General features: G+C 72.0%; 14 protein-coding genes and 2 tRNA genes. 11 read left to right on the top strand and 5 right to left on the bottom strand.

Annotation, left to right across the window (positions count from 1 at the left end):
* Positions 1-24 precede the first annotated feature (24 nt).
* A complete protein-coding gene (locus JT1_RS08805; RefSeq protein ID WP_068325199.1) occupies positions 25-903 on the bottom strand; it encodes a 3-methyladenine DNA glycosylase in 879 nt (292 codons plus the stop codon).
* Between the two features lie 101 nt (positions 904-1,004).
* Here JT1_RS08805 and JT1_RS08800 point away from each other — a divergent pair, with 101 nt between their 5' ends.
* The 5 genes from JT1_RS08800 to JT1_RS08780 all read left to right on the top strand — a co-directional run bounded on the left by JT1_RS08800 (position 1,005) and on the right by JT1_RS08780 (position 4,108).
* Positions 1,005-1,781: a fumarylacetoacetate hydrolase family protein gene (locus tag JT1_RS08800; protein ID WP_068325198.1), complete on the top strand. Its 777-nt coding sequence runs from the start codon at positions 1,005-1,007 to the stop codon at positions 1,779-1,781.
* Between the two features lie 12 nt (positions 1,782-1,793).
* Entirely contained in the window at positions 1,794-2,129 is a 336-nt protein-coding gene (locus JT1_RS08795; protein ID WP_068325197.1) for a YnfA family protein, read from the top strand.
* Between the two features lie 94 nt (positions 2,130-2,223).
* Positions 2,224-3,771, top strand: a complete 1,548-nt coding sequence (gene gltX, locus JT1_RS08790; protein ID WP_068325196.1) for a glutamate--tRNA ligase — start codon at positions 2,224-2,226, stop codon at positions 3,769-3,771.
* A 94-nt stretch (positions 3,772-3,865) separates the two neighbouring features.
* Positions 3,866-3,937, top strand: a tRNA-Gln gene (locus tag JT1_RS08785).
* A 98-nt stretch (positions 3,938-4,035) separates the two neighbouring features.
* Positions 4,036-4,108, top strand: a tRNA-Glu gene (locus tag JT1_RS08780).
* A gap of 90 nt (positions 4,109-4,198) precedes the next feature.
* Here the strand turns inward: JT1_RS08780 and JT1_RS08775 are convergent.
* Positions 4,199-4,948, bottom strand: coding sequence for an IclR family transcriptional regulator (locus tag JT1_RS08775; protein ID WP_068325195.1), 750 nt, complete (start codon positions 4,946-4,948; stop codon positions 4,199-4,201).
* A gap of 121 nt (positions 4,949-5,069) precedes the next feature.
* Between JT1_RS08775 and leuC the strand changes: the two genes are divergently transcribed.
* The 3 genes from leuC to JT1_RS08760 all read left to right on the top strand — a co-directional run bounded on the left by leuC (position 5,070) and on the right by JT1_RS08760 (position 7,984).
* On the top strand, positions 5,070-6,497 hold the full coding sequence (leuC, locus tag JT1_RS08770) for a 3-isopropylmalate dehydratase large subunit (protein ID WP_169701921.1): 1,428 nt from the start codon (positions 5,070-5,072) through the stop codon (positions 6,495-6,497).
* Between the two features lie 9 nt (positions 6,498-6,506).
* Positions 6,507-7,100, top strand: a complete 594-nt coding sequence (gene leuD / locus JT1_RS08765; RefSeq protein WP_068325193.1) for a 3-isopropylmalate dehydratase small subunit — start codon at positions 6,507-6,509, stop codon at positions 7,098-7,100.
* Between the two features lie 218 nt (positions 7,101-7,318).
* Positions 7,319-7,984, top strand: a complete 666-nt coding sequence (locus JT1_RS08760; protein ID WP_068325192.1) for an HU family DNA-binding protein — start codon at positions 7,319-7,321, stop codon at positions 7,982-7,984.
* A 64-nt stretch (positions 7,985-8,048) separates the two neighbouring features.
* On the opposite strand, the gene JT1_RS08755 is transcribed toward JT1_RS08760, so the two are convergent.
* Positions 8,049-8,258 (bottom strand): hypothetical protein, encoded by a 210-nt coding sequence (locus tag JT1_RS08755; protein ID WP_068325191.1) that lies wholly within the window; start codon positions 8,256-8,258, stop codon positions 8,049-8,051.
* Positions 8,259-8,321: 63 nt separating this feature from the next.
* Here JT1_RS08755 and JT1_RS08750 point away from each other — a divergent pair, with 63 nt between their 5' ends.
* A complete protein-coding gene (locus JT1_RS08750) occupies positions 8,322-9,083 on the top strand; it encodes a lysophospholipid acyltransferase family protein (RefSeq protein ID WP_068325190.1) in 762 nt (253 codons plus the stop codon).
* Positions 9,080-10,078, top strand: a complete 999-nt coding sequence (locus JT1_RS08745) for an NAD(P)H-dependent glycerol-3-phosphate dehydrogenase (protein WP_068325189.1) — start codon at positions 9,080-9,082, stop codon at positions 10,076-10,078. Before JT1_RS08750 ends, JT1_RS08745 begins: the two co-directional genes overlap by 4 nt.
* Positions 10,079-10,080: 2 nt before the next feature.
* Here the strand turns inward: JT1_RS08745 and JT1_RS08740 are convergent, their stop codons facing one another.
* Positions 10,081-11,187 (bottom strand): trans-sulfuration enzyme family protein, encoded by a 1,107-nt coding sequence (locus tag JT1_RS08740; RefSeq protein WP_068325188.1) that lies wholly within the window; start codon positions 11,185-11,187, stop codon positions 10,081-10,083.
* A gap of 31 nt (positions 11,188-11,218) precedes the next feature.
* Between JT1_RS08740 and JT1_RS08735 the strand changes: the two genes are divergently transcribed.
* Positions 11,219-12,346, top strand: a complete 1,128-nt coding sequence (locus JT1_RS08735) for a D-alanine--D-alanine ligase family protein (protein ID WP_068325187.1) — start codon at positions 11,219-11,221, stop codon at positions 12,344-12,346.
* Between the two features lie 3 nt (positions 12,347-12,349).
* Here JT1_RS08735 and JT1_RS08730 read toward each other — a convergent pair whose 3' ends face one another.
* Positions 12,350-12,832 carry a DUF3515 family protein gene (locus JT1_RS08730; protein ID WP_255218290.1) on the bottom strand — a complete coding sequence of 161 codons (483 nt, stop codon included), beginning with the start codon at positions 12,830-12,832 and terminating at the stop codon, positions 12,350-12,352.
* Between the last annotated feature and the right edge of the window lies 1 nt (position 12,833).

Below are 12,833 nucleotides of genomic sequence, written 5' to 3'. Positions count from 1 at the left end.
CCGGGGCCAGGAGGCGGCATTCCCCTAGGGCAATGCAGGGTCCAGCAGGTCCGTGACGGCCAGCAGCCGCCGGCGAAGGGAGTTCGACGTCACCATCAGCTCCCGCTGGCGGGCGACGTACTGCGCCTTGCCCTCGGGCGTCTCGATGGTGACCGGGGCGAGCCCGAGGCCGGACAGGTCGTAGGGGGAGGCCTGCATGTCCAGGCGCCGCACCCGCAGGGCGTGACGGAAGGCGTCGAGCGTCAGCCCGGACGGGACCGCCGGTGCGAGCTTGAAGCACCACTTGTAGACGTCCATGCCCGCGTGCAGGCAGGCCGGCTGCTCGTGGTCGGCCTGGTCCTCCCGCGTCGGACGAAGGGAGTTGCGCCCCACCGCGTCCGGGGTGAAGAAGCGGTACGCGTCGTGGTGGCTGCACCGGATCCGGTGGCCCTCGACGACGGCGTCCGTCTCCGCCTGACCGAGGCGAAGGGGGAGCTGCTCGTGCCGTTGCTCGCCCGGCTGCAGCCGGTAGACCATCGCCCACTCGTGCAACCCGAAGCAGTCGTGGGTGCCCGGACGCGACAACGTCGCGCCGACCAGGTCCCTGACGAAGGCGAGGGTCCGCCCCCTTCGCGCGACGAGGTCGTCGACGTCCAGGCGCACCGACCCGCTCTCGTCGACGACGTAGCCGGACCTGCCCGCGTACGCTTCCGCGGCGTCCTCGAGGAGCACACCCGGCCCGGGGTGCCACCGCCGCAGCTGCGCCGGACGGTGCGCGTAGTACTCGAAGAGGAAGTCGTCGACCGCGTGCCGCTCGCCGCGGCCGCGGCGCTCGCGGTGGCCGGCGGTCAGCTCGTCGACCGCTGCCTCGTGGGCGCGGGCCCGGGCGGTCCACTCCGCGCGCGCCAGGGTCGTCTCGATCACCGAAACAGGGTAGGTCCCGGCGGTGCCACCTGCCTGCGGGTGCTGTGCTCGGGCCCCCGGCCCCGGTGCCCCCGCGCGTCGTCGTCGCCTAGGGTGGCCTCGTGCGCATCGCGAGATACACCGAAGGTGACGACCCCGTCTACGGGCTCGTCGACGCAGACGGCCAGAAGATCGCCGAGGTGAGCGGCGACCCGCTCTACCAGCGGATCGAGCTGACCGGGAAGACCACGACGGTCGACGAGGTGCGCCTGCTCGCGCCCGTCATCCCGCGCAGCAAGATCATCGGGATCGGGCGCAACTACGCCGACCACGCCGCCGAGATGGGCAACGCGGTGCCCGACGAGCCGATGATGTTCCTCGTGCCCAACACCGCCGTCGTGGGCCCGGGCGACCCGGTCGTCATCCCGACGGAGCTCACCTCGGAGGTCTCCTTCGAGGGCGAGCTCGCGGTGATCATCGGGCGGATGTGCAAGGACATCGAGCCCGAGGAGGCCAAGAAGGTCATCTTCGGCTACACGATCGCCAACGACGTGACCGCGCGCGACCTGCAGCGCGGCGACGGGCAGTGGGCGCGGGCCAAGGGTATGGACACCTTCTGCCCGCTCGGCCCGTGGATCGAGACCGACCTCGACCCGCAGGACGTCTCGATCACCACCCTGCGTGACGGCGAGGTCGCCCAGGACGGGCACAGCTCCGACATGGTCCACGGGGTGGCGGCGCTCATCAGCCACTGCTCCAAGTCCTTCACGCTGCTGCCCGGCGACGTCATCCTCACCGGCACCCCGGCCGGCGTCGGTCGGGTCACCCCCGGCCAGCGGATCGACATCGAGATCGACGCCATCGGCACGCTGTCCAACCCCTTCGTCGCCTCCGAGTGACTCGGGCCTGACGTGGACGTCGCTCGGTCGGTCCCGCTCTTCGTCCTCGCGGCGCTGCTCGAGATCGGCGGGGCCTGGCTGGTCTGGCAGGGCCTGCGCGAGCACCGCGGGTGGGTGTGGGTCGGCGCCGGCGTCGTCGCGCTCGGCCTCTACGGGGCCGTCGCGACCCTGCAGCCGGACGCGAGCTTCGGCCGGATCCTCGCCGCGTACGGCGGGGTCTTCGTCGCCGGCTCGCTGCTGTGGGGCATGGTCGTCGACGGCTTCCGCCCCGACCGCTTCGACGTCGCCGGCGCCCTGCTCTGCCTCGTCGGCGTCGCCGTGATCATGTACGCCCCGCGCTCCGCCTGAGCTGCACCGCCTGAGCTGCACCGCACCGCCCGGCGGCGCCCCCTTCGTCCTGGCCGGTCGCACGCCGACGTGACGGCGATACGATCGGCCCATCATGAGCACCCCCGCAGACACCCCCACGCCCGCCTCCGCCCCACGCCTGCGCGTCGCCCCGTCGCCGACCGGCGACCCGCACGTCGGCACCGCCTACATGGCCCTGTTCAACCTCGCCTTCGCGCGGCAGCAGGGCGGTTCCTTCGTCCTGCGCATCGAGGACACCGACCGGGCGCGGTTCAACGAGACGAGCGAGCAGCAGCTCTACGACACCCTCGGGTGGCTCGACCTGCGCTGGGACGAGGGGCCGGACGTCGGCGGCCCGTACGCGCCGTACCGGCAGAGCGAGCGGCTGGAGACCTACCGGCCGTACGTCGACAGGCTCGTCGAGGACGGCCACGCCTACCACTGCTGGTGCTCCACCGAGCGTCTCACCGCGATGCGCGAGAAGCAGCAGAAGCTCAAGCTGCCCACCGGCTACGATCGTCTCTGCGTCGGCAAGACCAAGGAGGAGCGGGCCGAGCTCGAGGGCTTCAACGACACGCCCGTCGTGCGCATGCTCGTGCCCGACGACGCGCCGACGACCTTCGAGGACGTCATCCGCGGGACCGTGTCCGCGCCGCGGCCGGACGACCAGGTGATCCTCAAGGCCGACGGCTTCCCGACGTACCACCTGGCCGTCGTCGTCGACGACCACGAGATGGGCATCACCCACGTCGTGCGCGGCGAGGAGTGGATCTCCTCCACGCCCAAGCACGTGCTGCTCTACCAGTGGCTCGGGCTGGAGCCGCCGCAGTTCGCGCACATGCCGCTGCTGCGCAACACCAACAAGTCGAAGATCTCCAAGCGCAAGAACCCCGAGGCGCGCCTCACGTGGTTCAAGGAGCAGGGCTACCTGCCCGAGGCCGTCGTCAACTTCCTCGGCCTCCTGGCCTACCCGCCGGCGAAGGGGGAGGACGGCCAGGACGTCGAGAAGTTCACCTTCGAGGAGTTCGCCCGCGACTTCGCCTGGAGCAAGGTCAACACGGTCGGCCCGATCTTCGACCTCAAGAAGCTCGAGTGGCTGAACGGCGCGTGGATCCGCGACCTCGAGCTCGGTGACTTCACCTCGCGACTGCTGCCGTACCTGCAGGCCGACGGCGTGCTCGGCGACAACCCGTCGCTGGGGGAGCTCGCCCGGCTGAAGTCCGTCGCCGAGCTCATCCAGACGCGCATCGCGCTGCTCACCGAGGCGTCCGCGCTCGTGCGGCCCTTCTACACCGCCGACGACGAGCTGCAGATCGACGAGGACGCGCGCGCCGGCCTCAAGGACGACGCCGGCCAGGTGCTCGAGGCGGCCATCACGGCGCTCCAGGCCCTGCACGTGCCGGCGGGTGTCCTCTCGCAGGAGAACCGCGACGCGAACGAGTGGCACGCCGAGCGGATCGAGGCCACGCTGCGCGAGGCGATCGTCGAGGGCATGGGCATCAAGCCGCGCCTGGCCTTCGGCCCGCTGCGCACGGCCGTCTCGGGTGCGCGGATCAGCCCGCCGCTCTTCGAGTCGATGGAGATCCTGGGCCAGTCCTCGACGCTGGCGCGGCTGCGCTCGCTGCGGGATGCGCTGGCCTGAGTGACGATTTGGGGTCACAGAGGTTGACGGGTAGCATCGTCACTCGGTTCACCGGCCGCGCGGAGCTCGCTCCGAAGGGCCAGTGATACCCCCTTGGGGTATGGTGTAATTGGCAACACGGCTGATTCTGGTTCAGTTGTTCTAGGTTCGAGTCCTGGTACCCCAGCGCTGAGAGCGGTCCGCCGCTCGATTTCGGAAAGAGCCCCCTTCGGGTTAAGGTTCTCTCCGTTGCCCAGCCGGCCCGCCGGTCCGGGAAGCACACATGGCCCCGTTGTGTAGTGGCCTAGCACGCCGCCCTCTCAAGGCGGTAGCGCGGGTTCGAATCCCGTCGGGGCTACATCGGTCGAAGGCCCCCGCTCGTCAGAGCGGGGGCCTTCGTCGTGCCCGGGGGCAGGGACGAGGACGAAGGGGAGCGAACCCCCCTTCGTCACTCGGTGTCGCGGTCGGCGGCCTCGGCGGCCCGGGCGTGCTTCTCGAGGACCTCGGTCAGCTTGTTGGCGCCGGCGATGACGGTCGCGGCGTGCAGGCGGCCGGGCTGGCGCGAAAGACGCTCGATCGGGCCGGAGATGGACACGGCGGCGATGACGCGGCCGCTGGGGGAGCGGACGGGGGCCGAGACGGAGGCCACGCCGGGCTCGCGCTCGCCCACGCTCTGCGCCCAGCCCCGGCGGCGCACGGCAGAGAGCATCGTCGCGGTGAAGGCGGCGTCCTGCAGGCCGCGGTGGAGCCGGTCGGGCTCCTCCCACGCGAGCAGGACCTGGGCGGCCGAGCCGGCGTGCATCGACAGGGTGGCACCGACGGGGATGGAGTCACGCAGGCCGACCGGGCGCTCGGCGGCGGAGACGCAGACCCGGTGCTCGCCCTGGCGGCGGAAGAGCTGCGCCGACTCGTTGGTGTGGTCGCGCAGGGCGCCGAGGACCGGGTTGGCGGCGACGAGGAGCTTGTCCTCGCCGGCGGAGGCGGCCAGCTCACCCAGGCGCGGGCCGAGGACGAAGCGTCCCTGCATGTCGCGCGCGACGAGTCGGTGGTGCTCGAGGGCGACCGCGAGCCGATGTGCCGTGGGGCGTGCCAGACCGGTGGCCGCGACGAGCTGGGCGAGGGTCGAGGGACCCGCTTCGAGTGCGCCCAGCACGACGGCGGCCTTGTCCAGAACGCCAACTCCGCTACCGTTGTCCATGGAGTGATACTGACATCTCATGTCGTGAGACGCAAGATCCGGGCGGCCCACGACGTGGAAATGTCGTCGTCAACACACCGTGCACACACCGTGGCACCACGCATGGATGGGAATGAGACAGATGGCAGGAACGCTGGCCGAGAAGGTCTGGGACGCGCACGTCGTCCGCCGCGCCGAGGGGGAGCCCGACCTCCTCTACATCGACCTGCACCTCCTCCACGAGGTGACGAGCCCGCAGGCCTTCGAGGGTCTGCGCCTGGCCGGCCGGCCCGTCCGTCGCCCCGACCTCACCCTCGCGACCGAGGACCACAACGTCCCGACGACGCCCGGACCGATCACCGACCCGGTGAGCAAGATCCAGGTCGAGACGCTGCGTGACAACTGCGCCGAGTTCGGCGTGCGCCTCTACCCGATGGGCGACGCCGAGCAGGGCATCGTCCACGTCGTCGGCCCCCAGCTGGGCCTGACCCAGCCCGGCACGACGGTCGTCTGCGGCGACAGTCACACGAGCACCCACGGTGCCTTCGGCGCGCTCGCCTTCGGCATCGGCACGAGCGAGGTCGAGCACGTCCTCGCCACGCAGACGCTCTCGCTCAACCCCTTCAAGACCATGGCGATCAACGTGCGCGGGCACCTCCAGCCCGGCGTGACGGCCAAGGACGTCATCCTCGCCGTCATCGCGAAGATCGGCACCGGCGGCGGTCAGGGCTACGTGCTCGAGTACCGCGGCGAGGCCATCGAGGCGCTCTCGATGGAGGCGCGCATGACGGTGTGCAACATGTCGATCGAGGCCGGCGCCCGCGCCGGCATGATCGCCCCGGACGAGACCACCTTCGAGTACCTCAGGGGTCGCGACCACGCGCCGACCGGCGCCGACTGGGACGCCGCCGTCGAGGCCTGGCGCGCGCTGCGCAGCGACGACGACGCGGTCTTCGACGCCGAGGTCGACATCGACGCCTCGACGCTCACCCCCTTCGTCACCTGGGGCACCAACCCCGGCCAGGGCTCCCCGCTGGCCGAGGCCGTGCCGGACCCGGCGGCGATGGCCGACGAGAACGAGCGCGCCACCGCCACCAAGGCGCTCGAGTACATGGGCCTCACCGCCGGCACCCCGCTGCGCGAGGTCGCCGTCGACACCGTCTTCGTCGGCTCCTGCACCAACGGCCGCATCGAGGACCTGCGCGCCGCCGCCGAGGTCATCAAGGGCCGGCACGTCGCCGAGTCCGTGCGCATGCTCGTCGTGCCCGGCTCCGCCCGCGTGCGCCTGCAGGCCGAGGCCGAGGGCCTGGACAAGGTCTTCACCGACGCCGGTGCCGAGTGGCGCCTGCCCGGCTGCTCGATGTGCCTCGGCATGAACCCCGACACCCTCGCCCCCGGCGAGCGCTCCGCGTCGACGAGCAACCGCAACTTCGAGGGCCGGCAGGGCAAGGGCGGACGCACCCACCTCGTCAGCCCGCTCGTCGCGGCGGCGACCGCCGTGCGCGGCACGCTCTCCAGCCCCGCGGACCTGACGTCCGCGCCCGCGACCGACCAGCTCGAGACGGCCTGAGGAGCAGCCATGGAAGCCTTCACCACCCACACCGGCACCGGTGTCCCGCTGCGCCGCAGCAATGTCGACACCGACCAGATCATCCCCGCCGTCTACCTCAAGCGGGTCTCGCGCACCGGCTTCGAGGACGGCCTCTTCGCCGCCTGGCGGGGCGACGACACCTTCGTGCTCAACCAGCCGGCCTACCGCGACGGCTCCGTCCTCGTCGTCGGTCCCGACTTCGGCACGGGCTCCTCCCGCGAGCACGCCGTCTGGGCGCTCAAGGACTACGGGTTCCGCGTCGTCATCTCCTCGCGCTTCGCCGACATCTTCCGCGGCAACTCCGGCAAGCAGGGTCTGCTCGCCGCGCAGGTCAGCCAGGACGACGTCGAGCTGCTGTGGAAGTACCTCGAGAACACCCCCGGCGCCGAGATCACCGTCGACCTCACCGCCCGCACGGTCACCGCAGGTGACATCGTCTGCGCCTTCCACGTCGACGACTACACGCGCTGGCGCCTGCTCGAGGGCCTCGACGACATCGGTCTCACCCTGCGCCACGAGCAGGACATCACCGAGTACGAGTCCACGCGCCCCAGCTGGAAGCCGGTCACCCAGCCGAGCTGACTTCCTTCGCGATCTCGTTGTCGCGCAAGGGTGCTCGCGCCGCGTCTCCCTCCCGCGATCGTGACGACCCGCGAACTCCCCTGTGCAGCATGCAAAGTGGCGAGGTCCAAAGGCTGCACCTGCACTCCCGGCGCCTCTACCGTCGGAACAGGTCGGGTGTTTCGGCTTGGCCTCCCTGCCGGGGGACGACCGGTGACGGATCACTACGGGAGTGACACGTGAACAAGGCAGAACTGGTCAAGGCTCTCGAAGAGAGACTCGGTAGCCGCAAGGCTGCCCAGGAGGCACTCGAGGTCGTGCTCGACACGATCGTGCGGGAGGTCGCCAAGGGGGGCCGCGTCGCCATCACGGGATTCGGCACCTTCGAGAAGGCGGCCCGCGCGGCCCGTACCGGCCGCAACCCGCGCACCGGTGAGGTCGTCAAGATCAAGAAGACGTCCGTGCCACGCTTCAAGGCCGGGACGAGCTTCAAGGGATATGTCGCCGACCCGCGCTCGCTCCCCAAGGCGGCGCCGGCCGCCGCCCGGGCCGCCGCCGGGACCGTCACCTCCGTCGCCGGCGCGATCGCGGACACCGCGATCCCGGGCCGGAAGCCGGCGAGGAAGACCACGACGACCACCGCCAAGAAGTCCGGCCCGGCGAAGAAGTCGACTCCGGCGAAGAAGACCGCGACGAAGTCCACGGCGAAGAAGGCCGCGCCGGCGAAGAAGGCCGCGCCGGCGAAGAAGTCCGCGGCGGCGAAGAAGGCCGCGACGAAGTCCACGGCGAAGAAGGCCGCGACGAAGTCGACGGCCACCACCTCCACGCCCGCCAAGAAGACGACGGCGAAGAAGGCCACCGCCAAGAAGACGACGGCCAAGAAGACGACGTCGAGCGGCAGCTGACGCCACCACGGACGAAGGGGGGCCCCGCCACGCCGGCGGGGCCCCCCCTTCGCCCGTCCCCGGGTCAGGCGATCGTCTCGTCCTCGCCGATCCCGACGATCCACAGCCGGGTCACCTCGTCGGCCTCGACGGTGATGCTCACCCGCTGCCCGGCACGCAGCCACCGCAGTCCGCTGCGTGCGAAGACGGCCGCGTCGGCGTGGAGCCGGACGCCGTCGTCGGTGACCACGCTCGTGCCGTGGTCCGGGTCGTGGGAGAAGACAGTCGCTTGCACGGGGTCGAGGGTATCCGTGGCCTAGGGTGAGCACGGCTCACGAGAGACGCAGAATGAGGTGACATGGTCGTCCACCGCACACCGACCCCCGTGGCGTACCGGGCGGCAGCCGGTGTGCTGCGCCTCGGGATGCGTGCCCTCGCCCGCTACGAGGTGAGCGGTCTGGAGCACGTCCCCACCCGCGGTGGGTTCATCGTCACGCCCAACCACGTCTCGCACGTCGACCCCTTCCCGTGGGCGCACGTGCTGTACGACCGCGGCCACAGCCCCGTGTACCTCGCCAAGAGCACCCTCTTCGACACCCCGGTCGTCGGCTGGGTGCTGCGCCACGCCAAGCAGGTGCGGGTCGACCGGGAGACGACGCACGCGGCCGACGCCCTGGCGCCCGCGGTCCGCGCTCTCGCGGCGGGGGAGTGCGTCGTCGTCTACCCCGAGGGTTCCCTGACGCGGGACCCCGACCTGTGGCCGATGCGCGGCAAGACCGGCGCCGCCCGGCTCGCGCTGCAGTCCGGCGTCCCGGTCATCCCGATCGCCCAGTGGGGTCCGCAGGACCTGCTGCCCCGGTACTCCAAGCGACTGCGGCTGCGGCTGGGGCGCCGCCGCACCCTCATCCGGGTGCGCTTCGGCCCACCGGTCGACCTGTCCGACCTCCACGGCCGGCCGGTCACCGGCCCGCTCCTCGTCGCCGCGACCGACCGGATCATGGCCGCCATCACCCACGAGCTCGAGGAGCTGCGCGGCGAGCGCGCTCCGGCGCAGCGCTTCGACCCCAGGGCCCACGGCATGCGGGTCACGGGCAACTACACGTCAGGAGACGACCAATGAGCCACATCGCGGTCTTCGGTGCCGGCAGCTGGGGCACCGCCTTCGCCACGATCCTCGCGGCCGGCGGCAACGACGTGCGGGTGTGGGGGCGCCGCGCCGAGCTCGTCGCCCAGATCAACGCCGGGTCCAACGACGACTACCTCCCCGGGGTGCGCCTCTCCCCGAGGATCAGCGCCTCCACCAGCCCGGCCGAGGTCGCCGACGGTGCCGAGATCGTCATCCTGTCCGTGCCCTCGCAGTCCTTGCGCGCCAACCTCTCCGACTGGGGCTCGCTGCTCGCCGGTGACCGGATCGTCGTGTCGCTGATGAAGGGCATCGAGCTCGGCACGACCCGGCGGATGAGCGAGGTCATCCACGAGGTGGCGGGCGTCCCCGTCGAGCGCATCGGTGTCGTGAGCGGGCCCAACCTCGCCAAGGAGATCGTCCAGCAGCAGCCGGCGGCCAGCGTCGTCGCCTGCCCGGACCTCGAGGCGGCCAACCGGGTGGCGGCAGCGTGCTCGACCTCGTTCTTCCGGCCGTACACGTCCACGGACGTCATCGGGGCCGAGCTCGGCGGCGCGGTGAAGAACGTCATCGCGCTCGCCGTCGGCATGGCCGCGGGCCTGGGCTTCGGCGACAACACGAAGGCGACGATCATCACCCGCGGCCTCGCCGAGACCACGCGCCTGGCGATGGCGCTCGGCGCCGACCCGCGCACGATGTCGGGCCTCGCGGGCGTCGGCGACCTCATCGCCACGTGCATGTCGCCGCTCTCGCGCAACCACTCCTTCGGCGTCAAGCTCGGCGAGGGCCTGTCCGTCGCCGACGTCACCGAGCAGACGAAGCAGACCGCCGAGGGCGTGAAGTCCTGCGCCTCGATCCTCGACCTCGCCCGCGCGCACGGGGTCGACGTCCCGATCACCGAGCAGGTCACCCGCGTGGTGCACGAGGGGGTCTCGCCGCAGGACATGGTCGGCGTCCTGCTGGGCCGCGCCCGCAAGCACGAGACCGACTGACGTCAGGCCAGCGCGTCGAGCGCCCTACGCAGGTCCGTCCACAGGTCCTCGACGTCCTCGACGCCGACGGACAGTCGCACGAGGTTGACCGGGACGGCCTCCGGCTCGCCGGGCTGACGGCGGCGCCGCTCGAGCTGGGACTCCACGCCGCCGAGGCTCGTCGACGGAGACCAGACCCGCGTGCCGGTCGTCAGGGCCTCCGCGGCCTCGGTCCCGTCGCCGTCGCCCGTGACCTCGACGGAGACGATCGCGCCCCAGCCGGGGTAGCGCACGCGGGAGATCCGCGGGTGGGAGCGCAGGCGCTCGGCGAGGTCCGCGGCGTTGGCGCAGGCCCGCTCCAGGCGCAGGGAGAGCGTCCGCAGCCCGCGCAGGGCGAGCCAGGCCTCCATGGGGCCGGCGATCGCGCCGCCGAGGGTGCGCTGCCGGGCCAGTCGGGTGTGCAGCCCGCGGCCGTGCTCGGTGTCGGCGGTGACCGTCAGGCCGAGGATGACGTCGGAGTGGCCGGCGAGGTACTTCGTCGCCGAGTGCACGACGACGTCGACGCCGTCCTCGAGCGGGCGCTGCAGCAGCGGGGTGGCGAAGGTGTTGTCGACGACGACGAGGGTGCCCGCCTCGTGGGCGGCGGCGGTGAGGGCGGAGATGTCCGCGAGCTCGAGCAGCGGGTTGGACGGCGACTCGAGCCACAGCAGGTCCGCGCCGGGCAGGGCGGCGACGGTAGCGTCCGTGTCGGTGACGTCGACCCAGCGCACGCTGAGCCGGCCCTCCTGCTCGGCCTCGGTGAGGGAGACGACGACGCCGTTGTACGCGGCCGCCGGGGCGACGACGGTGCCGCCGGCCGGGACGAGCGAGAGGGCGGCGTGCACCGCGGCCATGCCGGAGGAGAAGAGGAGTGCGCGCCCCCCTTCGAGCTCACCGACGGCCTCCTCGAAGGGGGTCCACGTCGGGTTGTCCACGCGGGCGTAGTTGATCGGCCCGTCCTGGATGTACGTGGACGTGAAGGTGACCGGGGGGTTGAGCGCGGCGCCGGCCGTGCGCTCGGGACGGCCGAGGGCCACGACCTTGGTGCGGGGGGAGAGGTCGGCGTGCGCGTCGTCGTTCGGGTGCTCCATGAGCGTGAGGCTAGACGTTAGTCTTCCCCCGATGAGCAGCCATCCCAGCCGCAAGCCCCGCGTCGCCGTCGTCTTCGGCGGGCGCTCCTCCGAGCACGCCGTCTCCTGCGCGACCGCCGCCGGTGTCCTGCGGGCGATCGACCGCGAGGCCTACGACGTCGTGCCCGTGGGCATCACCCGCGAGGGTGCCTGGGTCCTGGCCGCCGACGACCCGGACGCGCTCGCGCTCACCCCGGGCCACACCCCCGAGGTGACCGACACCGGCACCGAGGTCATCCTCCCCACCCGGGTGGGCGAGACGACGCTCACGGTGCACCGGCCCGGCGAGGCGCTCGAGGCCCTCGGCGAGGTCGACGTCGTCTTCCCGCTGCTCCACGGCCCCTACGGCGAGGACGGCACCCTGCAGGGGCTGCTCGAGCTGACCGACATCCGCTACGTCGGCTCGGGCGTGCTCGCCTCTGCTGCGGGCATGGACAAGCACTACATGAAGGTCGTCTTCGCGGGCGCCGGACTGCCCGTCGGCCCGTACACCGTCATCACCGATGCCCAGTGGCGCCGCGACCGGGCCGCCGCGATGGACGCCGTCGGTGCCCTGACCTACCCGGTCTTCGTCAAGCCCTGCCGCGCCGGCTCGTCGATGGGCGTGTCCAAGGTCGACACCCCCGACGGGCTCGAGGCCGCGATCGAGGCCGCCCGCGAGCACGACCTCAAGGTCATCGTCGAGTCCGGCATCGTCGGCCGGGAGATCGAGTGCGCCGTCCTGCAGGGGCGTGGCCTCGACGCCCCGCGCACCTCGCAGCCCGGCGAGATCGTCGTCGAGACGGGCCACGGGCACGACTTCTACGACTTCGAGGCCAAGTACCTCGACGAGGCGTCCGTGGTCCTCTCGTGCCCGGCAGACCTGCCGCGGGGTGCGGCCGACGAGGTGCGCCGGCTCGCTGCGGCGGCCTTCGAGTCGCTGGCCTGCGAGGGCCTGGCGCGCGTGGACTGCTTCGTCACCGAGGGCGGCCGAGTGGTCATCAACGAGATCAACACCATGCCCGGCTTCACCCCGCACTCGATGTACCCGCGCATGTGGCAGGAGAGCGGGATCACCTACCCCGAGCTCGTCGACGAGCTGATCCAGCTCGCGCTCGAGCGTCCCGTCGGCCTGCGCTGAGCCTCAGCTGCACTCGCGGCCGTTGGTCGGCAGCTCGCGCACCGCGTCGGAGAAGGCGGGCAGCAGCAGCGGGCCCGGACCGTGCACCTGCGGCACGATGACCTCGATCGCGGGGTCGTGACCGAAGCTCGTCAGCCGCGTCCCGTCACCGAGGTCCTCCGCGACCCAGCCGATCTCGTCGACGACGACGCACTGGTCCTGCGTGGGCGGCATCGCCGGGACGCCGCAGCGTGCGACGACAGCGGGGTCGCCCCAGGCTCGCACGGCCGGGTCGCTCGGGTCCGTCTCGCGCGAGGTCTCCCCGTCGACCTCCTCGGGCCAGTGGGTGCTCGCGGCCGCACACGCGGGATCATCCGCCCGCAGCGGGATGCCGACCTCCGCCGGGCGGCCGGTGACAGCCGTGCCGAGCACGCCCGCGCCCACGACGGCGAGCAGCAGCAGGGTCGCGGGGACGAGTCCCTCGTGACGCCGGGGTGAGGAGGTCACG

It is taken from the genome of Janibacter terrae NBRC 107853 (assembly GCF_001591405.1).
In the GTDB taxonomy this organism is placed as follows: Bacteria; Actinomycetota; Actinomycetes; order Actinomycetales; family Dermatophilaceae; genus Janibacter; species Janibacter terrae.
This window is presented reverse-complemented; position numbering and strand designations above follow the sequence as displayed.